The sequence below is a fragment of the Arthrobacter arnarulunnguaqae genome, assembly GCF_051262515.1.
In the GTDB taxonomy this organism is placed as follows: domain Bacteria; phylum Actinomycetota; class Actinomycetes; order Actinomycetales; family Micrococcaceae; genus Arthrobacter_N.
In genome coordinates, this window is sequence record NZ_JBIMER010000004.1 from 43296 (window position 1) to 70226 (window position 26931).

The 26931-nt window shown below is 70.9% G+C and carries 24 protein-coding genes and 1 riboswitch; of the genes, 20 read left to right on the top strand and 4 right to left on the bottom strand.

Annotated elements, in window-relative coordinates:
* The first annotated feature begins 21 nt into the window (after positions 1 to 21).
* Positions 22 to 846 (top strand): SGNH/GDSL hydrolase family protein, encoded by an 825-nt coding sequence (locus ACHAAJ_RS05575; protein ID WP_435727007.1) that lies wholly within the window; start codon positions 22 to 24, stop codon positions 844 to 846.
* Positions 847 to 895: 49 nt separating this feature from the next.
* On the opposite strand, the gene ACHAAJ_RS05580 is transcribed toward ACHAAJ_RS05575, so the two are convergent.
* Positions 896 to 2302 carry a sugar porter family MFS transporter gene (locus tag ACHAAJ_RS05580; RefSeq protein ID WP_435727008.1) on the bottom strand — a complete coding sequence of 469 codons (1407 nt, stop codon included), beginning with the start codon at positions 2300 to 2302 and terminating at the stop codon, positions 896 to 898.
* A gap of 67 nt (positions 2303 to 2369) precedes the next feature.
* Here ACHAAJ_RS05580 and ACHAAJ_RS05585 point away from each other — a divergent pair, with 67 nt between their 5' ends.
* The 16 genes from ACHAAJ_RS05585 (at position 2370) to ACHAAJ_RS05660 (ending at position 22729) form a co-directional block, all read left to right on the top strand.
* Complete coding sequence (locus ACHAAJ_RS05585; RefSeq protein ID WP_435727009.1) at positions 2370 to 2672, top strand: hypothetical protein; 303 nt, start codon at positions 2370 to 2372, stop codon at positions 2670 to 2672.
* Positions 2673 to 3034: 362 nt separating this feature from the next.
* Positions 3035 to 4867 carry a glutaminase A gene (glsA, locus tag ACHAAJ_RS05590; RefSeq protein WP_435727010.1) on the top strand — a complete coding sequence of 611 codons (1833 nt, stop codon included), beginning with the start codon at positions 3035 to 3037 and terminating at the stop codon, positions 4865 to 4867.
* 38 nt (positions 4868 to 4905) lie between these two features.
* A complete protein-coding gene (locus ACHAAJ_RS05595) occupies positions 4906 to 5610 on the top strand; it encodes a class I SAM-dependent methyltransferase (RefSeq protein ID WP_435727011.1) in 705 nt (234 codons plus the stop codon).
* A gap of 38 nt (positions 5611 to 5648) precedes the next feature.
* Positions 5649 to 6125 (top strand): DoxX family protein, encoded by a 477-nt coding sequence (locus ACHAAJ_RS05600; RefSeq protein WP_435727012.1) that lies wholly within the window; start codon positions 5649 to 5651, stop codon positions 6123 to 6125.
* Between the two features lie 195 nt (positions 6126 to 6320).
* Positions 6321 to 8012, top strand: coding sequence for a nuclease-related domain-containing DEAD/DEAH box helicase (locus ACHAAJ_RS05605; RefSeq protein ID WP_435727013.1), 1692 nt, complete (start codon positions 6321 to 6323; stop codon positions 8010 to 8012).
* 92 nt (positions 8013 to 8104) lie between these two features.
* Positions 8105 to 11770 carry a TM0106 family RecB-like putative nuclease gene (locus ACHAAJ_RS05610; protein WP_435727014.1) on the top strand — a complete coding sequence of 1222 codons (3666 nt, stop codon included), beginning with the start codon at positions 8105 to 8107 and terminating at the stop codon, positions 11768 to 11770.
* Positions 11767 to 12669 carry a dihydrodipicolinate synthase family protein gene (locus ACHAAJ_RS05615; RefSeq protein WP_435727015.1) on the top strand — a complete coding sequence of 301 codons (903 nt, stop codon included), beginning with the start codon at positions 11767 to 11769 and terminating at the stop codon, positions 12667 to 12669. Before ACHAAJ_RS05610 ends, ACHAAJ_RS05615 begins: the two co-directional genes overlap by 4 nt.
* 33 nt (positions 12670 to 12702) lie before the next feature.
* Positions 12703 to 13698, top strand: coding sequence for an aldo/keto reductase (locus ACHAAJ_RS05620; protein ID WP_435727016.1), 996 nt, complete (start codon positions 12703 to 12705; stop codon positions 13696 to 13698).
* Between the two features lie 93 nt (positions 13699 to 13791).
* Positions 13792 to 15249, top strand: a complete 1458-nt coding sequence (locus tag ACHAAJ_RS05625; protein WP_435727017.1) for a DUF3375 domain-containing protein — start codon at positions 13792 to 13794, stop codon at positions 15247 to 15249.
* Entirely contained in the window at positions 15246 to 15932 is a 687-nt protein-coding gene (locus tag ACHAAJ_RS05630; protein WP_435727018.1) for a DUF4194 domain-containing protein, read from the top strand. Before ACHAAJ_RS05625 ends, ACHAAJ_RS05630 begins: the two co-directional genes overlap by 4 nt.
* On the top strand, positions 15929 to 19249 hold the full coding sequence (locus tag ACHAAJ_RS05635) for an ATP-binding protein (RefSeq protein WP_435727019.1): 3321 nt from the start codon (positions 15929 to 15931) through the stop codon (positions 19247 to 19249). Before ACHAAJ_RS05630 ends, ACHAAJ_RS05635 begins: the two co-directional genes overlap by 4 nt.
* A gap of 103 nt (positions 19250 to 19352) precedes the next feature.
* On the top strand, positions 19353 to 19856 hold the full coding sequence (locus ACHAAJ_RS05640; protein WP_435727164.1) for an RNA polymerase sigma factor: 504 nt from the start codon (positions 19353 to 19355) through the stop codon (positions 19854 to 19856).
* Positions 19853 to 20536, top strand: coding sequence for a methylated-DNA--[protein]-cysteine S-methyltransferase (locus ACHAAJ_RS05645; protein ID WP_435727020.1), 684 nt, complete (start codon positions 19853 to 19855; stop codon positions 20534 to 20536). The genes ACHAAJ_RS05640 and ACHAAJ_RS05645 overlap by 4 nt, the downstream gene beginning before the upstream one ends.
* Positions 20533 to 21243 (top strand): alpha-ketoglutarate-dependent dioxygenase AlkB family protein, encoded by a 711-nt coding sequence (locus tag ACHAAJ_RS05650; protein ID WP_435727021.1) that lies wholly within the window; start codon positions 20533 to 20535, stop codon positions 21241 to 21243. Before ACHAAJ_RS05645 ends, ACHAAJ_RS05650 begins: the two co-directional genes overlap by 4 nt.
* Positions 21240 to 21833 carry a DNA-3-methyladenine glycosylase I gene (locus tag ACHAAJ_RS05655; RefSeq protein WP_435727022.1) on the top strand — a complete coding sequence of 198 codons (594 nt, stop codon included), beginning with the start codon at positions 21240 to 21242 and terminating at the stop codon, positions 21831 to 21833. Before ACHAAJ_RS05650 ends, ACHAAJ_RS05655 begins: the two co-directional genes overlap by 4 nt.
* Positions 21830 to 22729 (top strand): DNA-3-methyladenine glycosylase family protein, encoded by a 900-nt coding sequence (locus ACHAAJ_RS05660; RefSeq protein WP_435727023.1) that lies wholly within the window; start codon positions 21830 to 21832, stop codon positions 22727 to 22729. Before ACHAAJ_RS05655 ends, ACHAAJ_RS05660 begins: the two co-directional genes overlap by 4 nt.
* A gap of 26 nt (positions 22730 to 22755) precedes the next feature.
* On the opposite strand, the gene ACHAAJ_RS05665 is transcribed toward ACHAAJ_RS05660, so the two are convergent.
* Positions 22756 to 23592, bottom strand: coding sequence for a siderophore-interacting protein (locus tag ACHAAJ_RS05665; protein ID WP_435727024.1), 837 nt, complete (start codon positions 23590 to 23592; stop codon positions 22756 to 22758).
* Between the two features lie 113 nt (positions 23593 to 23705).
* Positions 23706 to 23823, top strand: a riboswitch (SAM riboswitch).
* Positions 23824 to 23832: 9 nt separating this feature from the next.
* Here ACHAAJ_RS05665 and ACHAAJ_RS05670 point away from each other — a divergent pair.
* The gene (locus ACHAAJ_RS05670; protein WP_435727025.1) at positions 23833 to 24330 is read left to right on the top strand and encodes a hypothetical protein; all 498 of its coding nucleotides are present in this window, start codon (positions 23833 to 23835) and stop codon (positions 24328 to 24330) included.
* Here the strand turns inward: ACHAAJ_RS05670 and ACHAAJ_RS05675 are convergent.
* Both ACHAAJ_RS05675 and ACHAAJ_RS05680 read right to left on the bottom strand, forming a co-directional pair.
* The gene (locus ACHAAJ_RS05675; RefSeq protein ID WP_435727026.1) at positions 24327 to 24791 is read right to left on the bottom strand and encodes an acyl-CoA thioesterase; all 465 of its coding nucleotides are present in this window, start codon (positions 24789 to 24791) and stop codon (positions 24327 to 24329) included. The genes ACHAAJ_RS05670 and ACHAAJ_RS05675 overlap by 4 nt on opposite strands.
* Entirely contained in the window at positions 24788 to 25918 is a 1131-nt protein-coding gene (locus ACHAAJ_RS05680; RefSeq protein WP_435727027.1) for an App1 family protein phosphatidate phosphatase, read from the bottom strand. Before ACHAAJ_RS05680 ends, ACHAAJ_RS05675 begins: the two co-directional genes overlap by 4 nt.
* Positions 25919 to 25963: 45 nt before the next feature.
* Here ACHAAJ_RS05680 and ACHAAJ_RS05685 point away from each other — a divergent pair, with 45 nt between their 5' ends.
* Both ACHAAJ_RS05685 and ACHAAJ_RS05690 read left to right on the top strand, forming a co-directional pair.
* The gene (locus ACHAAJ_RS05685) at positions 25964 to 26446 is read left to right on the top strand and encodes a very short patch repair endonuclease (RefSeq protein WP_435727028.1); all 483 of its coding nucleotides are present in this window, start codon (positions 25964 to 25966) and stop codon (positions 26444 to 26446) included.
* Between the two features lie 32 nt (positions 26447 to 26478).
* On the top strand, positions 26479 to 26919 hold the full coding sequence (locus ACHAAJ_RS05690) for a pyridoxamine 5'-phosphate oxidase family protein (RefSeq protein WP_435727029.1): 441 nt from the start codon (positions 26479 to 26481) through the stop codon (positions 26917 to 26919).
* The last annotated feature ends 12 nt before the right edge of the window (positions 26920 to 26931 follow it).

Sequence of the window (26931 nt, forward strand, 5' to 3'; positions counted from 1 at the left end):
GTCAGGAAGTAGTAGCGCCCCGTGCCGTCGTCGCCGTCCCGCAAATTGTCCGTTCTTCTCGCCACCGCCGCCCTGCTGGTCCTCGTGGCGGCGTCGTTCGTGTTCCTTCCCGGCCGTTCCGGCTCGACCGCGGGCGACGCCACCCCGCGCATGGCGGACCCGGCCCTGGCCGTGGCCGCCGGTGCGGACGTGGTGCGGTTCGCCGTCGTCGGGGACTCGATCACCGCGGACCACGCGTACCCGCGCGACGTCGCGCGCCGCGTCGTCGGCCAGCGGTCCTGGGTCAACTTCGCCCAGGGCGACGCGACCGCGTTCGTCGGCGGCTGGGCCGTCGGCGGCGCCACCACCGCGCAGATGGCCGACGGAGCTTCCCCGATCGCCGCGGACGTGCTGGTCATGATCGCGGGCACCAACGACATCCACGCCGGCGTTCCGTTCGTGGAGATCGGCTCCAATCTGGAGCGGATCGTGGAGACGGTCGGCGTCCCCCGCGTGCTGGTGTCCTCCGTGCCGCCGCGCGACGCGTTCGCGCCCCGGACGCTCGCCTACAACGCCTGGCTGGAGCGTTTCGTCTCCGACCACGGCTGGGACTGGGTGGACGCCTCCGCGGGCCTGCGCTCCGCGGACCCGGGGCGCTACGCCGAGGGACTCGCCTACGACGGCGTCCATCCGTCCCGCGCGGGCGCCCGGGAGATCGGCACCGCCATCCGGGCCGAACTGCGCGAACAGCCCACCGCGGTGGACGCCCCGGCCCCGGTGGTCCCGGACTCCGAAGCGGTCCCGGACGCCGAGGTGGTTCCGGACACCGAGGTGGTTCCGATGCCGGGCGCCACCGAGGAGTCCTAGTCAAGCGAGGCCTCCGCCGCGGGTCACTTGTTCCGGTGGCCCCCGGCGGCTACCGCATCGACTCGAGTTCCTTGCCCTTGGTCTCCTCGACGAACTTCCACACGAAGAACAGCGACAGCAGCGCGAACGAAGCGTAGAGGCCGTAGGCGAGGACCAGCCCGATCTCGGCCAGGTACGGGAACGACGTGGTGATGACGAAGTTGGCGAGCCACTGGGCGGCCGCCGCTACGGACAGGGCGATCGCGCGGATCTTGTTGGAGAACATCTCTCCCAGCAGGACCCAAACCACCGGGCCCCAGGTGGCTCCGAAGGAAACCACGAACAGGTTGGCGGCGATAAGCGCCACGACGCCCCACGGCTGCGGCAGCGAAACGTCGTCGCCGGCTCCCGTGGACTGGCTGAAGCACACCGCCATCAGGCCCAGGGACAGCGTCATGCCCGCGGAACCGGCCAGGAGCATCGGACGGCGCCCCACCTTGTCCACGAGGGCGATGGCCAGGATCGTCACCGCGATGTTGGTGATGGAGGTGATCACCGTGACGGTCAGCGAGTTCGACTCGGTGAACCCGACCGAGCGCCAAAGGCTGGTCGAGTAGTAGAAGATCACGTTGATGCCGACGAACTGCTGAAAGACGGAGAGCGCGATGCCGACCCAGACGATCGGTAGCAGGCGGCCCTTGCCGCCGAACAGCGAGCCCAGACTCTGGCGCGTTTCCATGTTGATGGTGGCCTTGATGGCGGCCAGCTTCTCCTCCACCGCCTCCTTGGTGCGCAGTCCCACGACGTCGCCGAGGACGACGCCGGCCTCCGCGAACCGGTTCTTGGACACGAGGTAGCGCGGCGACTCGGGCAGGCGCCAGGCGAGCGCGCCGTAGAGGATCGCCGGGACGATCTCCGTCAGGAACATCCACCGCCACGCCTCGAGTCCCAACCAGGTGACCTCGCTGGCGCCCCCGGCGACGGAGGCGATCAGGGCGTCCGAGAGCAGCGCGACGAAGATGCCGGTGACGATCGCCAGCTGCTGCAGCGAGCCCAGCCGGCCGCGGCTGTGCGCCGGGGAGACCTCGGCGATGTAGGCGGGGGCCAGCACGGAGGCCATTCCGACGCCGATGCCGCCGATGAAGCGCCACGCGATGAGGTCCCCGACGCCGAAGGCCAGGCCGGAGCCGACGGCCGAGACGGTGAACAGGACGGCTGCCAGCAGCATCGCCCGCACACGGCCCTTCCGATCGGCCAGGGGTCCGGCGATCCAGGCGCCGGCCATCGCGCCGAGGAGGGCGCAGGAGACCGTGAAGCCCAGCAGCACGCTGCCCAGGCCGAACTCCTCCTGTATGGCGTCCACCGCCCCGTTGATGACGGCGCTGTCGAATCCGAAGAGGAAGCCACCGAGGGCCGCCACCCCGGCGACCATCACGACCTTCCGCGGCGTGGTTTGTGCTGTGGTGTTTGCTGGCATATGTCCATGCTAACCGTCATGGCCGTGCCCGGGACTAGGCTGGAAGCCCCACAACTTCAGGAGAACCATGGCCAACCTCGTGCCCCCGCTTTTGACCACCGCCGGACTCGTCGGCGGATTCCAGACCGCTCGCTCCACGGGCAACCGTCCGCTCGGCGGCGCCGTGTTGGCCGCCGCCGGGACCGCGGCGTTCATTCTCTGGAAGCGCGACGCCGGAACCGGCCGGGCCGCGGCGCTGACGGCGCTCTACGTGCTGGCCTTCGGTGGATCGCACCCGCTGGCCAAGCGGATCGGCGCCTGGCCGGCAGTGTATTCGGTGGCCGGCGCGACCGCCGCCGCGTCCCTCGTTTTCGGATCCCGGCGGGCCTAACGCGCCCCGGTTCCGGCCGGCGCGTTCCAAACTGTCGGAGGCCCGCTGTGTACTGGAGACGTTCAGCAAACGCAGCGGTGCGGAGCGGTTGGCGGCCAGTTGGGGGACGGCCGCCGGTGCACGGGAGAAACGTGCACGGGGGAACCCGCGCCACACCGCGGTCCGTGGGCTGGGCATCCCATCGGGAGCCTGGCCGGACAACGTCCGGCGCGGGGGCACCGCACAGGTGTCCGGCCAGGTTCCCACCTTCCCTGGCGGGAGGCACCGACGCCGGGGCCAGGCACACCAGCCCGGCCCCGGCGTCGTACTGATTGCGCGGTGACGTTCCGGTTTCATGTCTTCCGTGTCGATAGGCTGGCGGCATGCGATCCCCCATCGAGAGCTATCTGCGCGAGCTCCACGCCGACCTGTCCAAGAACAAGGACGGCGTCCCGTTCCAGGGGATCCCGGCCATGGCCGCCGTCGACCCGGACAACTTCGCCATCGCGCTGGCCACCGTGGACGGCTACGTCTACGAGGTCGGCGACGCGGACACGGAGTTCACCATCCAGTCGATTTCCAAGCCCTTCACCTACGGGCTCGCGCTCGAGGACCTCGGCCTGGAGGCGGTGGACGAGAAGGTCGACGTCGAACCGTCGGGCGACGCCTTCAACGAGATCTCCCTCTCGCGCGAGACCGGACGCCCGGCGAACGCCATGATCAACGCCGGCGCCATCACGGCAACCTCCCTGATCAAAGGCTCCGGCGGACGCGACCGGTTCGCGCGGATCCTCTCCACCTACTCCGACTTCGCCGGACGCCCGCTGCGCGTCAGCGAACAGGTCCACCGCTCCGAGGCCAAGACCGGACACCGCAACCGCGCCCTGGCGTACCTGCTGCGCAGCTTCGGGATCATCGAATCCGAACCCGACGCGCACGTCGACGACTACTTCCGCCAGTGCTCGGTGCTGGTGACCACGCGGGACCTCGCGGTGATGGCCGCGACCCTGGCCAACGGCGGCACCAACCCAGTGACCGGCAAGGCCGCGCTCGGGATCGAGGCCGTCCAGCGGGTGCTCTCCGTGATGACCACCTGCGGGATGTACGACGACGCCGGGTCCTGGACCTCCGCCGTCGGAATGCCGGCCAAGTCCGGGGTCGGCGGCGGGCTCATCGCCGTGCAGCCCGGGCAGGTGGGGCTCGCCGTCTACTCTCCCCCGCTGAACGCGCACGGGTCCTCCGTGCGGGGCATCGCGACGTCCGAACGGATGGCCGAGGACATGGAGCTGCACTTCGTGCGCGCGGCCCGGATCGGAAAGTCCGCGATCCGCGACAGCTACGACATCACCGATTCCCCCTCCGGCGTCCGCCGCAACGACGAGGCGGCCGAGGTGCTGGGAGCCCACGGCCACCGCGCCCGCGTGGTCGAGTTGAACGGCGACCTGCTCTTCGCCGGAACCGAGTCCATGGTGCGCGCCGTCAGTGCGCTCGAGGACACGGTCGAGCTCGTGATCCTCGACGTGCGGCGCGTGGACGAGGTCAGCCCGGTGTCCATGCGCATGATCGCCGAGCTCCGCGACGGGCTCGCCGCGGCCGGTCGGCGGCTGGCGCTGATCGAGGCCGAGGGCCCGATCGCCGACGCCGTCGACGCCTGCGACCCCGCCGGCGCGGGCACGGAGGACGTCCCGCTGTTCGCGACCCGAAACGACGCGGTGGAATGGGCGGAGGAACGGCTCATCACGGGGCACGGGGACCCGGGCCTGGTTCCGGACAGGGTCGATATCCCCGACTTCCCCGCCCTGGCCTCGCTGCCGCCGGAGGACATCGCGGCGCTCGAGAAGCGGATGGAGCCGAGCACCGTCGACGACGGCGGGGTGATCCGCCGGGTCGGCCAGAAGTTCGGCGGCGTGTACTTCATCCTCTCCGGAAAGGTCGCCACCAGCAGCAGGCACAACGGCCACCGCTTCCGGCACTCGACGCTGGGCGCCGGGATGACGTTCGGCGAGATCGCCCTCGGCGGCGCGACCAGCGGCCAGTCCGTCCGCGTCACCGCCGAGGGCCGGGTGCGCCTGATGGTCCTGAGCGCCGAGGCCATCGCCGTCCTGGAGACCGAAGAGCCCCGCCTGGCGCTGGACTTCTGGAAGGCCGTGGCGCGGGACGCATACACGCGCGTAGAGCAGAACCTCAAGGAGGCCGCGGTGCGCATCCGCGACTAGCGCTCGCTTTTCATTCACAAGATCCGGAGGCATGGCAGATGACGCGGGACACCGACTACGACGACTTCGCCGAGGCGTACTCGGCCGAAAACGAAACCAGCCTGCTCAACGGCTTCTACGAACGGCCGGCGATGATCAACCTCGCGGGCGATGTCCGTGGTCGTCGGGTTCTGGACGCCGGGTGCGGTTCCGGGCCGCTCGCGCAAGCCCTCGGCGACCGCGGCGCCCGCGTGACGGGATTCGACTCCAGCGATGCGATGATCGCCCTGGCCCGGAAGAGGTTGGGCGCCGAGGCGGAGCTGCTGCTGGCCGACCTGGGGCGGCCGCTTCCCTTCGGCGACGACGCGTTCGACGATGTGGTCGCTTCGCTGGTTTTCCACTATCTGGAGGACTGGCTGGGCCCGTTGCGCGAGGTACGGCGCGTCCTGCGGCCGGGCGGCAGGCTCATCATGTCCGTCAACCATCCGATCCTCTATCCCTGGACCAATCCCGGCTCCGACTACTTCAAGCCCACGAGGTATTCCGATGAACTCGTCTTCGATGGCCAACCGGCGATCCTCACGTATTGGCATCGACCGTTGCACGCGATGACGGACGCGTTCGCGGAGGCCGGCTTCCAGATCGAGGTGGTCGGCGAGCCGCCGTTCTCCGCGGAGGCGCCCCCGGAACTCATCCCGCCGCAGTGCGAGGGCAGGGACTCGTTCTTGAGTTTCATCTTCTTCGTTCTGCGAGTGAAACCGTAATAGTTTACATTTCAATTGAAGTTTGGCACCCTAGAGGTATGAACACCACTCCGAACCAGACCACCTTGACCGCCGCACAGACCGTCCTGCGGGTCGTCATCGGCCTCCTCTTCGTCGCCCACGGGGCGCAGAAGTACTTCGAATGGACCATCGCCGGCACCCAGGGCGCCTTCGCCCAGATGGGCATCCCCCTCGCCTCGATGACCGCCCCCGCCGTCGCCACGCTCGAACTCGTCGGCGGCCTCCTGCTCGTCCTCGGACTGTTCACCCGTCCCGTCGCGGCCCTGCTGGTGCTGAACATGCTCGGCGCGATCTTCCTGGTCCACGTCGCTGCCGGCGTGTACGTCGAAAACGGCGGCTACGAGCTGGTGCTCGCCTTCGGTGCGGGCGCAGCCGCCATCGCGCTGCTCGGCGCCGGCCGCCTCTCACTGGACCACGTCCTCTTCGGCCGCCGCCGCGCCGCCGCGGACCAGACCGTCGTCGCCGAGAAGCAGAAAGTCGACGCCGGAGCCTAGCCTCCGCAGCACACCACAACAGTTCCGGGCGGGCACTTCGGTGCCCGCCCGGAACTTTTCTGTCCACGGCCCCTTGCGCCCGGCGAGACTTCGTCCCGAAGGTTCGGCGTCCAGAAATTCGGCGTCCAGAAATTCGGCGTCCCCTAGGCTGATGGCATCCGGATCGGACCGGACGGCGACGGCGGGGGGAAACGCATGGCACGGTGCATTCCGGAAGAACCGGAGTTCTCGGACGGACAATCGGCCGAGCGCGCGGTTTGGGCGCGGCTGCGCTCCGAACTGCCCGACGACGCCATCCTCGCCCATTCGGTGCAGGTCCGGCACGGCAACAACGAACACGAGATCGACCTACTCGTCCTGTGGCCCGGCGTCGGCCTGGCCGCGATCGAGGTCAAGGGCGGGCGCGTGACCACGTCCGGCGGCGCCTGGCGGCAGTCGGACGCCAAGGGCGCCCACCGCATGAAGGATCCGCTGGCCCAATCGCAGGGCTCCATGCACGCATTCAAGACCTGGATCGAGGAGCGCACCGGCGGGCGGCTTTCCAGCCGCTTCGCCTATCTGGCGTGCCTGCCCTACACCGACATCCCCGCGGACTGGGACGCCGCCGGCCATCCGCGCGGCCTCATCCTCGACGCCGGCGACCTCGCCGGGCCCCTCGCCCAGACCCTGCGGCGGGTCATCGAAACGGAGGGATCGGGCACCATGGCGCTCGCGTCCACGTTCGCCGACCGCATCGCCAAACACCTCGCCCCCACGCTCGACGCCGGGGAGTCGCCCCGGGGCACCGCGCGCGAGGTCGAGGACCAGCAGGACCACCTCACCGAGAGCCAGAAGGTGCTGCTCTCCGCCACCCGCTCCCTCCCCCGCGTCCGGTTCGTGGGCGGGGCGGGCAGCGGCAAGACCTGGCTGGCGCTGCAGAAGACGAAGTCGCTGTGCAGGGACGGAAAGCGCGTGGGCCTCTTCTGCTACAACAAGGGACTCGGCGAATACCTGAGGCGCGAGGTGCGCACCTGGAAGCACGCGCGCCCCGTGTTCACCGGCGAGTTCCACGAATACGCCAAGGCGCTCGGCGTTCCGGACGGCACCGGCCAGGACTATTTCGACGCCGACATGCCCGCCCTGTTGCGCCGGAAGGCCGGCGGCCTCGCCGACGGGGAGCGGCTCGACGCCGTCGTCGTCGACGAGGCACAGGATTTCGCACCGCTGTGGTGGGACGCGCTGCTGGCCTGCACGCGGGATCCCGATTCCGGGGAGGTCTACGCCTTCATGGACGACCGGCAGGACGTCTACAGCCGCTGGGACGGCGGCGTCCCCGGCACCGGGACCGGCGGTTCGCCGCCGGCGCAGCTCGCCACCATCCACGTGGACGACAACCTCCGGAACACGCGCCAGATCGCCGGGATCTTCAAGCCGCTGGCCCCGGAGATGTTCACGCCGCGCGGCGGAAGCGGACCGGCCGTGCGCCTCGTTGAGTGCACCACGCCGGACGCCCTCGGGCTCGCGGGCGATTGCGTCGACGCCCTGATCGGCGAGGGCTGGGCGAACAACCAGATGGCGCTGCTGACCACACACCATCGGCACCCCGTCCACCAGGAACACCACGACGCCGGGACCACAGACGCGTACTGGCGGGAGTTCCACGACAACGAGGCGGAGTTCTACGGCCACGTCCTCGGGTTCAAGGGGCTGGAACGGTCCGTGGTGGTCTTGTGCGTGGACGGGTTCAAGGACCCCGCGCGCGCCAGGGAACAGCTGTACGTCGGGCTCTCGCGGGCACGCTCCCTGCTGGTCGTCGTGGGCGACCCGGACCTGCTGGCCGAAGTCGGGGGCCGCGGACTCGCCACCGCGCTCGGATCGACCCGGAAATGGGCGCCGGACGCCCCGTAGCGGTCGCGGTCCGGGGCCAAAGTGTCGGGGCCGGCTGTTAGATTCGGGACAAGGCCGGGGAACCCCTCCCGGGCCAGTTTGGGGAGGCACGCGTGCAGCTGTTCGAATCGGAGACCGCCGGCGATCCGCAGACCCTGGTGTACTCGGCGAGCGATCTGGTGACCGCCAGCGAGTGCGAGTACAGGACGCTGCACCGCCTTGACGAGAAGCTGGGGCGGGTCGCGAAACCTGCCATCGAGGAGGACGCGATGCTCGCCCGCGCCTCCGAACTCGGGACCGCCCACGAGAAGAAGGTCCTCGCGGACCTCGTCGCCCGCTACGGAGAATGGGATCCCGCACGCGGGACGGGCGTGGTGCGCATCGAGGCGCCCGCGGCGGGCTCCTACAACCCGGCCGGGTTTGCCGCCCGCCACGCCGAGACCGTGGCCGCGTTGCGGAACGGCGCCGACGTCGTCTTCCAGGCCACGTTCTTCGACGGCGAATTCCTGGGCTTCGCCGACTTCGTCGTCAAGCAGCCCGACGGCCGCTACGCCGTGTGGGACTCCAAGCTCGCGCGCCACGCCAAGGTCAGCGCCCTGCTCCAGCTGGCCGCCTACGGCGACCAGCTCCTCGAGGCCGGATTCGAGCCGCACCCGCAGGTCACGCTGGTGTTGGGCGACATGGAGGAAAGCGTCCACTCGCTGGCCGACCTGCTCCCGGTCTACCGCGAGCGGCGGGACCGCTTCCTGCAGCAGGTGGCCGAACACCGCGCCGCCGGTAGCGCCGTCCGGTGGGGCGAGGACTGCGTCTCGGCCTGCGGCCGCTGCGACTACTGCGCCATCCAGGTCGCCGAACGCCGCGACCTGCTGCTGGTGGCAGGCATGACGGTGGCCCGGCGCAAGAAGCTGATCGAGGACGGCATCGACACCATCGACGCGCTGGCCGAACTCGACGACTCCCGCGCCGTGGGACCGCTGGAGCGGATGCGCGACCAGGCCCGCATGCAGACGGGCCGGGGACCGGTCGACGGAGAAGCCGTGGCGGGCAAGGACGACGAGCAACACCCGGTGGCGTTCCGCGTCCTCGACGACCACACCATCGACGCACTGCCGCCGGCGAGCCCCGGGGACATCTTCTTCGACTTCGAGGGCGATCCGCTGTGGCAGGACCCGGCGAACGGCTCGTGGGGCCTGGAGTACCTGTTCGGCGTCGTCGAGGCGGACGGCCAAGATCCGGCGTTCAGGCCTTTCTGGGCGCATACCCGCGCCGAGGAAAAGCGGGCGTTCCTCGACTTCCTGGATTACGTGGAGGACCGCCGGAAAACCTGGCCGGACCTGCACGTCTACCACTACGCGGCCTACGAGAAATCGGCCCTGCGCAACCTCTCCGTCCGGCACACCGCCGGCGAGGACACGGTGGACAACTGGCTGCGCGAAGGCCTGCTCGTGGACCTCTACGAGACGGTCCGCCATTCCCTGCGCATCTCCGAGAACTCCTATTCGATCAAGAAACTCGAACCGTTCTACATGGGTGCCGAGGCGCCTCGCACGGGGGTGACTGACGCGGGGGCGTCCGTCGTTGCCTACGCCGCGTACTGTGCCGCGCGCGACTCGGGCGACTCGGCGGAGGAGGCAGAGGTGTACGCATCGATCTCCGCGTACAACGAATACGACTGCCTCTCCACGCTGCGGCTGCGGGACTGGCTCGTGGGACTCGCGAAGCTGCATCCCGCGCGCGCCGGCGGGCGGGACGCAGGTCCGGATTTCGGGCAGTCCGTGGGGGACGGCGCCTCCGGAGGCGGACGCGAACCGGAGGAGCCGACGCCGGAGGAGCTCAAGCTCCGCGACTTCCTCGACGCGCTTCCGGCCACGGGCGAAGCGACGCCGCTGGAGCAGGCCGTCGCCATGGTCGCGGCGGCCACCGGGTACCACCGCCGGGAGGACAAGCAGTACTGGTGGGACCTGTTCGACTCCATGGACTCGTTGCCGGACGGCCTCTCGGAACGGCGCAACACGTTCACCGTCCACACCTCCGCCGTGCGGACCGACTGGCACCCGCCGACAACCGGCAAGGGAAAAATGCAGTCGCGCGTCGTCGAGCTGACCGGCACGGCGGCACCCGCGTCCGATTTCGCGGAGGGGACCACATGGCACCAGGTGCTGCCCGGACCGGCTCCGGAGACGTACGGCTTCCCCGTGTCGGAGAAAACCGGACGCTACGCGGTGCCCGGCGCCGTCGTGGTGGGCGTCGAGCAGCTGCCGGATGCGGCGTCATCCGTGGACGGCGACGCGTACCGGATCCTGCTGCGGGAAAAGGAAACCGGGAAGCTTCCCGCGGGCGCCCAACTCCCCGTTGCGTTACTGCCCGGTCCGCCCATCGCGACCGTCTCGCTCAAGGCGTCCCTGGCGGAACTGGCACGTACCGTCGGCGGTTCCCTCCCCTCGTTGCCGCGCGACCCCGGCATCGACATCCTGCTCAGGCACGCTCCGCGGCTCGCCACACTGGCGACGCTTCCGCCGGTCGAGACCGGACCGGACGGCCTGGGCGACTACATCGGCGCGATCACGGCCGCCGCCGCCGACCTGGACCGCTCCTACCTGGCGGTGCAGGGCCCCCCGGGCACCGGCAAGACCCATGTTGGATCGCACGTCATCGCACGGCTGGTCGAACGGGGCTGGAAGGTCGGAGTCGTCTCCCAGGGACACGCCGCGGTGGAGCACCTGTTGGGCAAGGCGGTGCAGGCCGGCGTCGATCCGGACGTGATTGCCAAGGAGCCGAAGGCCGGCGACAAGAAACCCAAATCCTGGAACCTCACCGCCAAGGGCGCGGTTCCGGAGGCCCTCGGACGCCCCGGCGGATGCCTCGTCGGCGGAACCGCGTGGACCATGACCGGAGCGGGCGTCCCGCCCCACTCGCTGGACCTGCTGGTCATCGACGAGGCGGGGCAGTTCTCCCTCGCCAACACGCTGGCCGTCGCCCGGTCCGCCCGGCGCCTGCTGCTGCTGGGCGATCCGCAGCAGCTCCCGCAGGTCACCCAGGGAACCCACCCCGAGCCGGTCGACCAGTCCGCGCTCGGATGGCTTTCCCGGGGCCACGCCACGCTGCCCGGGACGCTGGGGTACTTCCTCGCCGATTCGTGGCGCATGCACCCCACGCTGTGCTCCCGCGTTTCGCGACTCAGCTACGACGGCAAGCTCGAGTCCGCCCCGGCCGCCCGACTGCGGGAACTCGAGGGTGCGCCCGCCGGCGTCGAAACGGTCATGGTGGAGCACACCGGCCGCACCACCCACTCCCCCGAGGAGGCCGCCGAGGTCGTCCGGCAGGTCCGCCGGCACCTCGGCTTGGCCTGGAACGACGGCGAGCGCACCCGCCCGCTCGTGGAGGCGGACGTCATGGTGGTCGCCGCCTACAACGCCCAGGTCAACACGGTCCGCGCCGCGCTGGAGGATGCGGGCCTGGGTGGCGTCGGCGTGGGAACCGTGGACAAGTTCCAGGGCCAGCAGGCACCCGTGGTCATCCTGTCGATGGCGTGCTCGGCCGCTTCGGAGGCGCCGCGCGGCATGGACTTCCTGCTGAACCGCAACCGGATCAACGTGGCCGTGTCGCGCGGACAGTGGCGGGCCGTCGTGGTGCGCTCGCCCGCCCTGACGCACCACATGCCGACCCGTCCCTCGGGCCTGGAGGAGCTCGGTGCGTTCGTGGGGCTCTGCGCCGCGGAGCCTGGCCCCGTGGCGTCCGCCGCCGCGCCCGGCGCGGCATGGCCTAGCATGGCCCAATGACAGCGTTCCGAGGACTCATCGCCTATCCGGTCACCCCCTTCGACGAATCAGGCGCGGTGGACCACGCCGAGCTCGGGCGGCATCTGGCCTCCCTCGCCGTGTCCGGCGTGGACGCCGTCACCGTGCTGGGCAGTTCGGGCAGCTTCGCCTACCTCGACGCGGACGAACGCAGCGCCGTGGTCCGCACCGCCGTGCGGGCCGTGCGGGACGCCAACCCGGACCTGCCGGTCTACGCGGGGGTCAGCGCGGTCGCCACCGGGGAACTGCTGGAGAACGTCGCCGACGTCGTGGGCGCGGGCGTCGACGGGTTGCTGGTCTCCACCGTCTCCTACGTCCCGCTGACCGAGGACGAGGTGGCCCACCAGTGCCGGCGCGTCGCCGAGGCCTCCGACCTCCCCATCTGCCTCTATTCCAACCCCGGCACCACGAACTTCTCCTTCCCGCTGGAACTGGTCGCCCAACTGTCCAAGGAGCCGACCATCCGCGGTCTGAAGGAATCGACCCCGGACGCGGCGTCGTTCGCCCAGCGGCACGAAACCCTGCGGTCCATGGTGTCCGGCGGCTTCAGCCACGGCCTCAGCGGGGACGCGCTCATTGCCGACGCCGGTTTCGCGGGAGACGCCTGGCACAGCGGGCCGGCGTCCGTCCTGCCCCGCCACTTCGCGGCGCTGCGGGCCGCCGCCGAGGCCGGGGACGCGGTCCAGACCGCCAAACTCCGGGACGAACTGGCTCCGCTCATGCACGAATTCAACGGCCTGCGGAAGCTGAGCAACCTCTACGCGCTGGCCCGCGCGGCCGGCATCGAAGCCGGGGAACCGCGGCTGCCGCTCCTGCCCATCCCCGGCAGCAACCGCAGGGACCTCGCCCGCCTGCTCGAGGAGCTCGGCGAAACGCTTTAGCGCGGCGTCCGGCGGGCGTGCTAGACAAGAATCATGGAACCACGCACGCTCGCCGGCACGCCCGTCCGTCCCATCGGCCTGGGTTGCATGAACCTCAGCCACGGCTACTCCAACTTCCCCACGGACCAGGACGCCGCGAGGCTCCTGCACCACGCCCTGGACTCCGGCGTGGACCACCTGGACACCGCGACCCTCTACGGCGGCGGCAGGAACGAGGAGCTGGTCGGGGCCGCGCTGGCGAACCGCCGCGACGAGTTCTTCCTGGCGAGCAAGTGCGGACTGGAGCTCGTTGACGGCCGCGCCCGCGTGGACGGCCGGCCCTCCACCGTCCGGCGCCACGCCGAGAGGTCGCTGCGCCACCTGCGCACCGACTACATCGACCTGTACTACCTGCACCGGTTGGACAAGAACGTTCCCGTCGAGGAATCCGTCGGGGCGCTGGCCGACCTCGTGCACGAGGGGTACGTCGGCGCGATTGGCCTTTCGGAGGTCTCCGCCGAGACCCTGCGCCGGGCCAACGCCGTGCACCCCATCGCCGCGGTCCAGACCGAGTACTCCCCGTGGACGCGCAACCCGGAGCTCGGAGTCCTGGACGCCTGCCGGGACATCGGGGCCACGTTCGTGGCGTTCAGCCCGGTGGGTCGCGGGTTCTTCGGAGGGAAGCTCGCGGATCCGGCCGCCCTGCCGGAGGAGGACATGCGGCACCACATGCCGCGCTTCTCCGCTAAGAACTACCCGCGCAACCTGGAACTCCTGGACGCCTTCACGGCCGTGGCACGGCGCGTCGACGCCACGCCCGCCCAGCTTGCCCTGGCCTGGGTGCTGGCACGGGGCGAGCACGTCGTCGCCATCCCGGGCACCACCAGCGCGGCGCACCTCGACGAGGACCTCGGGGCCGAGCGGATCGTGCTGGACGCCTCCACGGTGGAGGAGATCGGCACGATCCTCAACGAGAACACCGTCCACGGGCACCGCTACACCGCGATGCAGCAGGCCACGATCGACACCGAGGACTACGCGACGGCCTAGTTTCGGGTGGCCTAGAATGGTGGCTCCGGCCGTGCGTCTCGCACGAGCCGCACCCACCCCGAATTGGCCTCGCCCCTGGCCGGAAAGCCGTGTATGCGCCCGCCTGAGAACGCCGCCGCCATCTGGGGGGACCAGCTGGAGTTCCGGTCCTCGCCCGCATGGAAGCTCCTGTCCGCCGCCCCGTGGACGGTCGCGTTCCTCCGCGCCGAATTCACCCAGGCGCGGCCCCGCATCACCCTCGAGGCGTTCCACGCGGCCCTCGACGCGTTCCTCCAACACCTGCGCGCCGAAGGCGCCGGCATATCCGAGGCGTGGCGCGCACCCCAGTTCGCCGACTCGTGGGTGCGCTCCGGCTTCCTCGCACGGCCCCTGGTAGACGGGCACTTCGTCTACGAGCCCACCGCGCACACGGCCCGCGTCCTCACGTTCCTGGACGGCTTCTCCGGCGCCCGCACCAACCTGAACTCCTCCCGGCTGAACACGCTGCTGACCAGCATCGAAACGCTCGCCCACGAATCGGACCCGGACCCCGAGGCGCGCATCCGCCAACTCCAGGCGGAGATCGACGAGCGCAAGGACCGCATCGACGCCCTGCGCGAGGGCACCGGACCCGGCCCCATGCCGCACGACGGCGCCGTCGCCGCCGCCCGGTCGGTGCTGGACCTCGCCTCGCACCTGCCCGCCGACTTCAAGCGCATGCGCGACGGCGTCCGCGAGATGCTGCACGCCGTCCGGCAGGAGATCATGGAGTCCTCCGTCGCCAAGGGCGTGGCGGTCGGACAGGTCCTCGAGGGCGACCGCCAGCTGCGCAGCACCCCGGAGGGCGAGACCTTCCGCGGCTTCACGGAATTCCTGAACGACCCCCAGCGCCAGGCGCGGTTCCGGCAGGGCGTCAACGACGTCCTTGAGCGCGACTTCGTCGACGGACTCAGCGCCCAGGAGCGCCACACCCTGGCCAACCTCCTGCGCGAGTTGCGCCGCCAGGCCGGCGAGGTCCACGCCAGCTACGGCAAGCTCTCCGAGAGCCTCCACGCCTACGTGCAGTCGGACGAGTTCCGCGAATCGCTGCTGTTGCGCAAGGCCGTCCGCGCCGCCGAGCTCGCCGTCGCCTCCTCGCCCGCGCTGAAGGCCCGCACCGCGGCCGCGCCGGTGCGACTCTACTCACCCGAGTTCAGCACCCTCGCCTCGCTGCGCATCTTCGACCCCGCCGAACACGTCGCGCCGCCACGCCTCGCCGATCCCCCGGCGCTCACGGAGGCGGACATCCACCGCACCCCCACGACGCCGCAGGCAGAGCCCGCGAAGCTGCGCGACGCCGTCGTGCGCGCCCGCCGCAACGCCGCCGGCGACGCGACCCTGGGAGCCGCGTTCGCCGAACTGGAGCCGGCCGAACGCCACCTGAACAACCTCCGCCACCTGCTCGCCAGCGCCCGCACCGGCGGCGAGCCGATGGACACCGACCGCTTCGAGCGCGTCGTCTTCCGCCAGGTCGACGGCAGCGAACGCGACGCCTACCTGCCCGTGATCACCTTCGCGAAGGACCCCGCATGAGCACCGAAACCACCAGTCCCACGCACGACGACGGAGGCGTCCCCGGCGGCGCGGCCGAGCGCCGGCTCTTCGAGGGCGACACCGGCCGGTTCGAACTGCCCCTGCGCCAGGTCCTGGTCCGCCTCCTTCGCGGCCCCTACCTCGACGGCACCGCGGACCCGAGGCTCTGGCAGCTCGTCCTGGACCGCCGCCAGGACATCGCCGCGTACGTCGCCGAGCTGTTCCTGCTGCTGAGCGTGGACACCGAACGGAAGATCGCGCTGCTGGTTCCGGTGGAGGTCGAGGCCCCGCACACCACCGCGATCGCCCCGCGCAAGCCGCTCAAGCGCGAGGAGACGCTGCTTGCCCTGCGCCTTCGGCTGCTGCTGGACCGCCACGCCGGAAGCGGAACGGAACCCGTCATCTCGCGCGCCGGCGCCCGCGAAATCCTTGAGGAACACCGCCGCCCGGGGGCGGTGGACGACAAGCGCCTGGAGGACCTCACCGACGCGTCCCTCGCCCGTCTCGTGGCGCTCAAACTCATCCTGCCCACCGAACTCGACGACGAATACCGCGTCTCCGGCGCGCTGGCCCTGGCCCTCCCGTTCGAAAGCATCGAGGAGATCCCCGCCTACATCGCCGCCCTGGAGAACTCCTCCGACGCGGATGTCATGGACCTCGACTCCGTGGAGGATGAACTGTGAGCATTGCCCTAACCCTGCCCTTCGGCGAGGCCGCCAACCCCGGCCAACACCGCCTGACCCGCATCCAGGTCATCAACTGGGGCACGTTCCACGGCCGCCACAGCCTCTATGTGGACCGCGACGGCACGCTGCTGACCGGCCATCCCGGCGTCGGCAAGTCCACCCTGTTCGACGGCATCGGGCACATCTTCCACGCCGCGCCGCGCCTGAACGAGTCCGCCCACGAGGCCTCCACGCGCAAGGACCGCCGCACCACCTACTCCTACATGCGCGGCCGCCGCTTCAAGACCGAGACCGGGACGCTGTACCAGCGCCCGGGCGCCACGTGGAGCGCCATCGCGCTGACGTACGACGACGGCCTCGGCGGCAAGACCTGCGTCGCCGCCCTGTTCGACCTCCCCGCCAACGGGCTCGAGGGCCAGGTGGGCAAGCACTACGTGATCGGCGACCGTACCCTGGACACCGCCGCGCTGGAGGACCACGGGTCCCGCCGGTTCTCCCCCACCAGCCTGCAGAAGTCGCTGCCCGGGTTCGAGGCGTTCGACACCCACAAGACGTTCGCCGAGCGCTTCCGCCGCCGCCTGGGCATCGACAACGACAAGGCCTTCTCCCTGCTGCGCACGCTGCAGAACGGCAAGGGCCTGGACAAGGGCGTCAACCAGTTCTTCCGCTACGAGGTCCTGGAGGTCCCGGCGACGCTCAAGGCCGCGGCCGGCGCCGTCGAGGACTTCAGCCACCTTCGCGGCATCCACCGCCAGCTGGAGGAGGCCCGCGCCCAGCGCGACGCCCTCCGCCAGGTGCCGGATCAGTACGCCCGGCACCGCGGGCTCGCCGAGGAACTCGAGCGCAACACCGAACTTGCCGGCACCCAGTTGCCGCTGCTGCGCGAGCACCTGGCCGCCGAGCTCCTCGGCGGGCGTTCCGCCGCGCTGGCGGCGGAGCTGGCGTCCAACCGGGCGGAAATCGAGGCCGCGGCCGAGGCCAAGGACGTGCTTCAGGAGCGCGCCCGATCCCTGCAGGAGCAGCACGACTCCCACGGCGGGCAGGCCGTCCAGGCGCTCGAACGCGAGCTCGAGTCCGCCCGTGCCCGCCTGGTCGAGCGCGCGCAGGCCGCCGCGGCGCTGCGCCGGGAGATGGACGACGTCGGAGTGAAGCTCACGTGGACGGCCTCCGGGTTGGAATCCGCCCGCCGGCAGGCCGCCGTCGCCGCGGAGAACCTCGCCGGCGTCGCCAAGGACGCGAAGACCATGGAATACGAGGCGATGGCCGCCTCGATGGAGGCGCGCGACCGCGGACGCAGGCTCCGCACCGAGATCGACGCGTACTCCCTGCGCGGTTCCAACATCGACCCGGTCTCCGCCGCCGCCCGCCGCCGCATCTGTTCCGAGACCGGAATCGACGCCGCCGACCTGCCCTTCGCGGGGGAACTGGTGGACATCGCCCCGGGGCATTCCGAATGGCGCTCGGCCGCCGAGAAGGCCCTGCGCAGCCTCGCCACCACGCTGCTGGTCCGCGGCGAGGACCTCGCCAAGGTGACGGCGGCGGCGGACCGGCTCGACGGCGTCGGACGCCTGCGGTGGATGGACCTTTCCCGTGCCCCTCGTGCCGCCGACGCCGGCCCGGCGGACCTGGTCACCAAGCTGGAGTTCAAGTCCTCCGACGCCGGCGATTGGCTCCGCGCCAAGATCACCGCCGACCACGCGCTGGCCTGCGTCGCCTCCGATGCCGGACTGCATGTCCACCCGAAGGCCATCTCGAAGGCCGGAACCATCAAGGCCTCCGCCGGCGTGTTCGAGCGCGACACCCGCGTGGTCGCCGCTTCCGACTACCTCCTGGGCTTCACCAACGAGGAGAAGATCGCGGAGCTCGAGGCCAAGGCCCTGCGCCTGGACGGCGAGCGCGCGCAGGCCGAGGAGCTCGCGGCCGAGCGCAGTCGCTCCAAGGACGAACTGGCCCGGCGCCTGGACTCGCTGAAGGCGCTGTCCGTGGACAAGCGCGCCTTCGCGGCCCTGGACACGTCCGTCCAGGAGGCCGCCGTCGTGGACCTCGAGGCCCGGATCGCCGACGCCATGGACGCCAGCACGGACCTCTCCGCACTGCGGGAATCGCTGGCCGAGGCGCGTGCGGAACTGGAGTCCGGCGTCGGACGGTTGGCCGTGCTGCGCAGTGAAACGTCCGCCCTGGAGCGGCGGGCCGCCTCCGCCGCCGCCCAGCTGAAGGCGACCGCCGCGCGCGGCGCCGACGGCACGCCCGCGGCGTGGGCCGGGGAGACCCTCCGCGCGGACCCGGGGCTCTCCGCCGTCGTGGCGCGCGGGTCGGAGGCGAGAGTGGCGGAGCTCGACGCCGCCGTCGCGGACGTTGCGCTGGCGCTCGGCGAGCGCGCGACTGCGCTGCGCCAGTCGCTGTTCGCCACGGAGACGGCGTTGACGGACACGTTCAAGCAGTTCGCCCGCGACTTCGGTCCGGGCGCGGCGTCCACCGCCGGGGTCTCGGTGGAGAGCGCCCCGCACTACGTGCGGCTGCTGGAGGGCATCGTCGAGGAGGGCCTGCCGCAGCGCGAGGACGAGTTCCGCGAGTACTTCTCCAACCGGTCCTACGAGCGCTTCTCCGACCTGTTGCAGCTGCTGGAGGAGGAGCGCCGGGACATCGCCCAGCGCATCCTGCCGCTGAACCAGATCCTGGCTGACGTGCCGTTCGAGCACGGCAGCCACCTGCGGCTCGAGGTCCGGACCAGCATCCCCGACGAGGCGCGGGACTTCCGCGCCGCGCTGAAGGACGCGCTCGGGAACGCCTACGCCCGGCGCGGCCCGGAGGAGCTGACCTCCAGCTACCGGGCGCTGGAGCGGCTGGTGGACGCGCTGGACGACTCGTCCCACCAGGCGTGGCGGGACACCGTGCTGGACGTTCGCCAGCACGTGACGATCTCCTGCAACGAGCACAAGCCGGGCGGCGAGGTGGAGACCGGGCTGGAGCCCGGCACGCTGTCCGGCGGCGAGGGCCAGCGGTTCACCTCGTTCATCATGGGCGCCGCGTTGGCCTACCAGCTGGGCTTCGCGCTGCAGGGCTTCACCACCTACGGGACGGTGATGATCGACGAGGCGTTCATCCAGGCGAACTCGGAGTACGCGGCGGCGGGCATCAACGCGCTGCAGGAGTTCGGCTTCCAGCTGCTGCTCGCGGCGCCGGAGGACAAGATCGACCTCTCCCGGCACCTGGGCTCGGTGTCCGACATCGTCAAGCACCCCGGGTCCAACGTGTCCGGATTCGTGGAGACCGGGCTGTCCCCGGCCCTGGCGACGGACATCGTCCTGCGGTAGTTGTCCACAATCGGGCGCCGGGTTCGTCGGGCCGATCCGCGGGCGCGTAGATTCTGTCATCACGGGGCTCACACTTTGGCGGGCGCCGGCGTCTACGAAGGTGATCAACATCAAGCAGCCGTTCGAATCGGTCGTGCGGGCCCACGGCACCACGGTGTTCAGGGTCTGCCGCGCGGTGCTGGGTTCCGGTGCCGATGCGGAGGACGCATGGTCGGAGACGTTCCTCGCCGCGCTGCGGGCCTACCCGGAGCTGCCGGCGGACGCGAACGTCGAGGCGTGGCTGGTGACGATCGCGCACCGCAAGGCGGTCGACGTCGTCCGCTCCGCGGCCCGCCGCGCCGTCCCGACGGCGGATCCGCCGGACGCGCATTCCACACTCGGGGTGCCCAGCGAACCGGAGGACGACCTCTGGCGCGCACTCGCCGCGCTGCCGCCCAAGCAGCGGATGGCCGTAGCGTACCACCACGTCGCCGGGTTGCCGCACGGCGAGGTCGCCGCCATCCTCGGCGGCAGCGTCGAGGCCACGCGCCGTGCCTGTTCGGACGGCATGAGGGCGCTCCGGACGGCCCTGGACACCCACACCATCCCGCAGGAGGTACACCCATGAGCGCCCCTCTTCCCCCCACCGTGGCCGACGCGCCCGGCACCACCGGATCGGCGGACGCGTCCGGCACTCCACGCTTCGACGCCGAACTCGCCGCGCTCCTGTCCGCCACCGCGGAAACCGCCGACGTCGCCGGACGGCTCCACCGGCGCCTCGTGGAGGCCGCCGCCGCCGCGGGCGCCCTCGACGTCGCCTACCGCGTGGTGGACACCCCCGTGGGATCGCTGCTGCTGGCCACGACCGAGACGGGACTGGTCCGGGTGGCTTTCGCCCAGGAGGACCACGACGCCGTCCTGCAACAGCTCGCGTCCCGTTTGAGCCCGCGGATCCTGCGTGCCCCGGCCCGCCTGGACGACGCGGCGCGGCAGCTGGACGAGTACTTCTCCGGCACCCGGCACGAATTCGACCTCCGCTTGGACCGCACGCTGTCCTCCGGCTACCGCCGCGAGATCCACGAATACCTTCCGCTGATCCCCTACGGGCAGACGGCCAGCTACGCGCAGATCGCGCTGGCCACCGGCCGGCCGAAGGCGGTGCGCGCCGTCGGCACCGCCTGCGCGACCAATCCCCTGCCCGTCGTCGTGCCGTGCCACCGCGTCCTGCGCAGCGACGGGACCCTGGGCGGCTACCTCGGCGGGACGGAGGCAAAAACGCGGCTGCTCGGCCTGGAGTCGGCCGCGTGAACACCCTGTTCGGCGACGACCTCCTGGAACGGCCCGTCCGGCAGGTGGCACCGGGCGCGGTCCACGTCCCGGGGTGGCTGAGCCTGGAGCAGCAGGCCTGGATCGCCGCGCGCTTCCGCGAGTGGGCCGACGGACCGGTGCCGATCCGGGCGGCCAAGGTCCGCGGGCACGAGATGTCCGTGCACACCGTGTGCCTGGGCTGGCACTGGCAGCCCTACCGCTACACGCGCGAGGCGACGGACGTGAACGGAAACCGCGTGCTCCCGCTGCCGGGCTGGCTCGCCGAACTCGGCGGCCGCGCGGTCGCCGAGGCGTACGACGCCGTCGGCACCCCGGGGTACGCGCGGTCCGGCCGGCCGGACGTCCCCTACGTGCCGGACGCCGCCCTCGTGAACCACTACGCGGCAGGGGCGAAGATGGGCATGCACCAGGACAAGGACGAGTCGTCGCCGGCCCCCGTGGTGTCCCTGTCCATCGGGGACGCGTGCCTGTTCCGTTTCGGCAACACGCAGGGCCGGGCGAAGCCCTACGAGGACGTCGAGCTGCTCTCCGGGGACCTGTTCGTGTTCGGCGGGCCGTCGCGGCTGGCCTACCATGGCGTACCCAAGGTGTACGCCGGGACCGCCCCGGAGGGATGCGGGCTGGAGCACGGGCGCATCAACATCACCCTGCGCGCCACCGGACTGGAAGGACAACCCACGCCATGAACGGGACCGTGATCGGCGAGGACGGACTCGCGCGGCCGCCGTGGGCCAGCGTCGATCCGATGCTGCGCGAATACTACGACACCGAATGGGGTCTTCCCGTGCGGGACGAACGCGGGCTGTACGAGCGCATCAGCCTGGAGGCCTTTCAAGCCGGGCTGTCCTGGGCCACCATCCTGCGCAAGCGCGAGGCGTTCAGGGCCGCTTTCGACGGCTTCGACCCGGACTCCGTCGCGGCATACGGGGAGGACGACGTGGCTCGCCTGATGGCGGACGCCGGGATCGTGCGCAACCGCGCCAAGATCCTCGCAGCCATCGCCAATGCGCGCGCCACGATCGAGTTGCGGTCGGACGGCGGGTTGGTCGAGTTCGTGTGGTCGTTCGGTCCCGCCGAGACGCCGCGGCCGGCCACGTTCGCGGACGTCCCCACGACCTCGCCAGAATCCATCGCACTGTCCAAGGCGCTGCGGAAGCGCGGATTCTCCTTCGTGGGGCCGACCACGATGTTCGCGCTGATGGAAGCCATCGGCATAGTGGACACCCACTTGTTGGACAGCCACCGCCGCGGCTCCTCGGGCGTCTGGCCGGGATGAGTTCAGGACCGGCGGACCGCGGACGCCTGTTGCCGGCCAACGGTGGACTCGACGCCCCGGCGCTGATGGGGTTGTTCGCCGCGCACGCCATACCGGGTGTGGACGCGGTGGACGTCCGCGACGCCACGCTGACCCGAGCGGTGCGCCTGACCTCGGGGCACCGCGCGGTGACGGTCGCCGTCGAACCCGCCGGTGTGCGGGTGTCCTCGCCCGGCCTGTCCGCCGCCGACCGGACGGAACTCGGCGCCGTCGTCCGGGCGTGGCTGGACCTGGACACCGACCTCGCACCCGTGAACGCCGTGCTCGCGGCCGACCCGCTGCTGGCTCCGCTCGTGGCCGCCCGCCCGGGCCTGCGCGTGGCGGGGTGCCTCGACCCGTTCGAGGCGGCGGCGACCACCGTGCTCGGCCAGCAGGTCTCGCTCGCCGCCTGCCGCACGTTCGCCGGTCGGCTCGTCGCCGCGTACGGCTCGGACGGACCCGCAGGGCTCCGGACCTTTCCCGCGGCAGAGGCGGTTGCCGAGGCGGCACACGAGCGTCTGCGCGCCGCCGTCGGCATCGCGAACGCCCGGGCACGCACGCTGCGGGCGCTGGCGGGCGCGTTCCTCCGCGCAGGCCATGCGGAGGGTGAGGTGATAAGAAAAGTGCCGGGAAGTCCGTGGTTTCCGCTCTCCCGCGCGGAATTGCTCGCACTGCCCGGCATCGGAGAGTGGACGGCCGACTACCTGGCCGTCCGCGCCTCCGGGGACCGCGACGCCTTCGCACCCGGGGACCTGGTGCTGCGCCGCGCCCTGGGCGGCATCTCGACCACGGAAGCCGCCGAGCGCGCGCGGAACTGGAGCCCGTACCGCGCCCACGCGCTGATGCACCTGTGGACGTCCACCGCCTACTTGAGGTAGCCGGCGGCTACCCGTCGGTGTGGCGGCTACTCGGGGAAGATCTGCCCGATGGGTTCGCGCTTCTCCGCCTGGAACGTATCCTCGGCCCGTCCATACGCCCAGTAGGCGGACAGCGAGAGCTGCTTGCGGTCCACCCCACGGTCGTCGGACAGGTAGCGCCGCAGCGCCTTGACCATCTCGCGCTCTCCATGGGCGAAGACCTGCACGCGGCCCTCGGGCCACTCCCCCGCCATGACGGCAGAAGCCAGCATCGCGCTCTCGGGGGTGACCGGTCCTCCGCGGTGCAACCAGCGCACGTCGATCCCGGCGGGCACGTCCAACGCGATCTCGTCCTCCGGTCCGGCGACCTCGAGGTAGGCGAAGCCCTTCGCGTCGGGATCCATGGTCTCCAGCGTCGCCGCGATCGCCGGCAGCGCGGATTCGTCCCCCGCGAAGAGGAACCAGTCGGCCTCGACATCGGGCAGATGCATCCCGCCGGGTCCGGAGAAACAGATCTTGTCCCCCGGCTGCGCGGACGCCGCCCACGGACCTGCGATGCCGTCGTCGCCGTGCACCACGAAGTCGATCTGCAGGGTGCCGGCCGCCTCGTCGACACTGCGAACGGTATAGGTGCGGCGCACGGGCATCTTGTTCGCCGGAAGCGCGGCGCGCAGGGCATCCATGTCGTACGGGGGCTCGAGTCCCAGCGCCGGATCGACGAACAATAGCTTCACGTACTTGTCGGTGGCGTCCTTGTTGCGGAACTCGGCGAAGCCGGGCCCGCCGAACGTCAGCCGAACCATGTGCTCTCCCAGCGTCTCGCTCGCCACGACCTCCAAGACAATCAGCGGCCGGGCCGGACGTGCTGTTGGGGGAACGCTCACTCGATATCACTCCTCTGGGCGCCGGGTCCTTCGGCGCTTCGGTTTTCCCCAGCCAATCCCACAAAATGACGCAACGCAAACCGTGCGCACTGCCTGCGCTAGGATTAAGCCAGCTTCACGAGATGCGGCCAGCTTTGGGCTCCGACCCGGCCGCACACCAACCCCATGCTTAACGGGTGGTTCGGATGACGAAGCGGCCGGCGGCCCACTCGACGTCGGCAAGAGCAACGGAAGGGTCCCATGGGCTTCCACACCACCGCCTCGGGCGCCGATTCCCTCTGTTCCTCGTTCGACCCCGGACACCGCATCCACGTGGCGGCACTGCGCCGCGCGCTGGCGCTCCCCGCCGACTGGGTGACCGTTTCAGTCGAAGTCGGCGTGCCGGAACAACGGGTCGTCATCCACGCAGCCGACGGCGAAGCCGTCACCACACACACCCACGACGCGTTCCAGGTGGCCGCCCGAATGCGCGGGCTGCCCGCGGCCGCCCGCGAAGCACACGCGCCGCCGCCGCGGGATGAGGCCTCCCGCCTCCGGCCGTTGCACGGACCCGTGCCAGCGCGCTGGCGGTTCGTCTGGAACGAATCGGCCGGAATCCTCGGTCTGCCCGCGGACCGGCTGCGCCACGCCGGACGAGCCTACGTGAGCCTGTCCGCGAACCCGGTGCAGCCGTGTGCACTGGCCCACGAGGAATGCCTCGGGCGGGACTTCGCGGAACTGGCGGCCCGGCTGTCCTAACGGAAGACCGGCTCGCCCAGGAACTCCGCGAGGGCCTCCCGGCGCTCGGCGGGGATCCGCATCAGACGGGATTCCCCGGTCGAGAAGAAGGCCAGGGTCGTGGTGGCGCGGACGCACACCCCGCCGTCGACCGGGTCGTGGATCTCGTAGGCGATGTCGAAGCTGGCCGGCTTGACCGCCGAGATCCACACGTCGACCTCGGCCGGAACGTTGCGGTAGTCCAGCGGTGCGGCATACCGCACGCGGTGTTCCACCACGAGCGTCTGGGTGCCGGCGGGCACGGCGGAAAACAGGGCCACCATCGGCTCGTTGCCCACCTTGCCCGTCCCGCCCGGGACGCCGAAGGCGGCGATGCGCGCTTCTTCCAGCATGCGGAGGAGGTTCACGTTGTTGATGTGCCCGTAGGCGTCCATGTCCGCCCAACGCATGGGCACCCGGACGCGGAGCCTGCGTCCGCTCACACCTTTTCCCCGCGGGCCTGCTTCTGCTCCACCGCGCGGAGTTGCTCGTCCTCCTGCACTCGCTGGTCCTCGGCGGAAACGATCCCGAGCTTCTCGAGTTCGGCGATGATCACGGCTCCGTCGGGAGCGTAGATCCAGGGCACGCCCGGCGTCGCGTCCACGGTGCCCATCGAGCGGCCGCCGGCCAAAACGGCCTCCGACGGCGTGAGCTGGCGGATCACGATCGCCCGGACGTTCTGCGGGTAGCGCTTGGCGAACTCCGCGTAGATCTCCGGGTCGTGCTGCCCGTCGTCGCCGACCAGCAGCCACCTCATCTGCGGGAACTCGTCCGCGAGTCGGCGCAGCTGGTCCACCTTGTGCTTCATGCCCGAGCGGAACCAGCGGCCCTCCGTCGGCCCCCAGTCGGTCAGCAGCAGGGCCCCCTCCGGGTAGAGGTTTCGGGTGAGGAACCGCGTGAGGGTCGGCGCCACGTTCCAGGCTCCGGTGGAGAGGTAGAGGACCGGGGATCCCGGACGCCCCCGCATCAGCCGCTCCATCATCACGGCCATCCCCGGGGTCGCCACGCGCGCGTGTTCGTTGAGCACGAAAGAGTTCCACGCCGCCAGCAGCGGACGGGGCAGGGCGGTGACCACCACGGTGTCGTCGACGTCGGACACCATGCCGAAGTCCACGGCGGAATCGACGACGAAGACCCGGGCGGGTGCGTCCTCCGAGCCCTCGCAGGAGAAGTGGACCGTGTGCCAGCCCGGCTCCAGGCCCACCTCGATCAGCGCGTCCAACACGCCTCCCCGGTCGGCGTCGACCTTGTACTTGCGGCCCTCGACCGTGACGGTGACCTCTGCGTACGGCAGGGCCGGGGAGACGAAGTTCTTCCATCCGCGCACGCTGTCCGCGACGACCTTGGGCGTCGGAACGGCGATTTCGGGTCCCTCCGGGCGGGCCATCGAAATCCTGGCCAGCACGCGCACCCATCCGCCGTCCGGCGAACTCAGGCCGTAGCCCCTGAAGGAGGCGACCGATGCCACCATTCCCTTGGCGCGGGCGCCGCGCTCGCGGAAGGCGTGCCACGAATCCTCGAGGCGGACACCGAGGTGGCGGTGGGGCGTGTCGCTCTGGTTTCCTCGCATGCCGCAAGTCTTTCACGCCCGGCGGGCGTTCGTGAGAATGGTGACATGGACCGCCTGACGCCCCAGCAGCGCTCCGCCCTGATGTCCCGCATCCGGGGCAAGGACACCGGTCCGGAACTGCGCGTCCGCCGGATCGCCCACGCCGCCGGATACCGCTACCGCCTGCATGGCCAGCTCGCCCGCGCCGCGGCGGCCGCCGCCCGCCGGGCCGCCCCGGACGTCCGGCTCGCGGGCGGAAAACTGCCGGGCAAACCGGATCTGGTGTTCGCGTCCCGGCGCAAGGTGGTCTTCGTCAACGGGTGCTTCTGGCACCAGCACGACTGCCCCGCCGGCCGCCGGGCCCCGTCGTCGAACGCCGAATTCTGGCGCGCCAAGCGCGAGGGGAACGCAGCCCGGGACCTCCGGCACAGCGCGGCCCTGAGCACGCTGGGCTGGGACTCGCTGACTGTCTGGGAGTGCGAGCTGGCGGATCCGGACCGGGTTTTGCGCTCGCTCGCGGCTTTCCTGGACCCGACGGCGAACCCCTAGCTATTTTCTACGCGAAGTAGAATACTCAAGCCATGATGTTCACCCACCCCGACGGCAGCCCCGTCCTCGTCCTCGACGCCGACCAGTGCTGGAAACTCCTCGCCGACGCCCGGCACGGCCGGCTGGCCACCGTTGTTGCCGGCGAGATCGACCTGGTACCGGTCAACCATGCCACCGCCAACGGCCGGATTTATCTGCGAACCGCACCCGGCGGCAAGCTCGCCGGCCTGACCGTCAACCCCCGCGTTGTTTTCGAGGCCGACGGGATCCTCAGTGACGAGGCGTGGTCCGTCGTCGTCCGCGGGACGGCGCGCGTCCTGCAGACGGAGGCGGAGATCGAGGCGGCCCGCGACACGGGCGTGGCCCCGTGGCTGCCGACGCTGAAGGACTTCTGGGTGGAGATCGAACCGCAGTCGGTCAGCGGGCGCCACTTCCGGCTCGGCCGCCAGCCGGAGCAGCTGGACGAGTCGTAGGGCCGCCGGCGC

Coding starts and splice junctions, on each gene's coding strand:
- ACHAAJ_RS05685 (WP_435727028.1), top strand. CDS start 25,964: ATGGACCGCCTGACGCCCCAGCAGCGCTCCGCCCTGATGTCCCGCATC.
- ACHAAJ_RS05680 (WP_435727027.1), bottom strand. CDS start 25,918: ATGCGAGGAAACCAGAGCGACACGCCCCACCGCCACCTCGGTGTCCGC.
- ACHAAJ_RS05660 (WP_435727023.1), top strand. CDS start 21,830: ATGAGTTCAGGACCGGCGGACCGCGGACGCCTGTTGCCGGCCAACGGT.
- ACHAAJ_RS05645 (WP_435727020.1), top strand. CDS start 19,853: ATGAGCGCCCCTCTTCCCCCCACCGTGGCCGACGCGCCCGGCACCACC.
- ACHAAJ_RS05655 (WP_435727022.1), top strand. CDS start 21,240: ATGAACGGGACCGTGATCGGCGAGGACGGACTCGCGCGGCCGCCGTGG.
- ACHAAJ_RS05605 (WP_435727013.1), top strand. CDS start 6,321: ATGGCACGGTGCATTCCGGAAGAACCGGAGTTCTCGGACGGACAATCG.
- ACHAAJ_RS05630 (WP_435727018.1), top strand. CDS start 15,246: ATGAGCACCGAAACCACCAGTCCCACGCACGACGACGGAGGCGTCCCC.
- ACHAAJ_RS05585 (WP_435727009.1), top strand. CDS start 2,370: ATGGCCAACCTCGTGCCCCCGCTTTTGACCACCGCCGGACTCGTCGGC.
- ACHAAJ_RS05595 (WP_435727011.1), top strand. CDS start 4,906: ATGACGCGGGACACCGACTACGACGACTTCGCCGAGGCGTACTCGGCC.
- ACHAAJ_RS05690 (WP_435727029.1), top strand. CDS start 26,479: ATGATGTTCACCCACCCCGACGGCAGCCCCGTCCTCGTCCTCGACGCC.
- ACHAAJ_RS05600 (WP_435727012.1), top strand. CDS start 5,649: ATGAACACCACTCCGAACCAGACCACCTTGACCGCCGCACAGACCGTC.
- ACHAAJ_RS05620 (WP_435727016.1), top strand. CDS start 12,703: ATGGAACCACGCACGCTCGCCGGCACGCCCGTCCGTCCCATCGGCCTG.
- ACHAAJ_RS05615 (WP_435727015.1), top strand. CDS start 11,767: ATGACAGCGTTCCGAGGACTCATCGCCTATCCGGTCACCCCCTTCGAC.
- glsA (WP_435727010.1), top strand. CDS start 3,035: ATGCGATCCCCCATCGAGAGCTATCTGCGCGAGCTCCACGCCGACCTG.
- ACHAAJ_RS05670 (WP_435727025.1), top strand. CDS start 23,833: ATGGGCTTCCACACCACCGCCTCGGGCGCCGATTCCCTCTGTTCCTCG.
- ACHAAJ_RS05580 (WP_435727008.1), bottom strand. CDS start 2,302: ATGCCAGCAAACACCACAGCACAAACCACGCCGCGGAAGGTCGTGATG.
- ACHAAJ_RS05625 (WP_435727017.1), top strand. CDS start 13,792: ATGCGCCCGCCTGAGAACGCCGCCGCCATCTGGGGGGACCAGCTGGAG.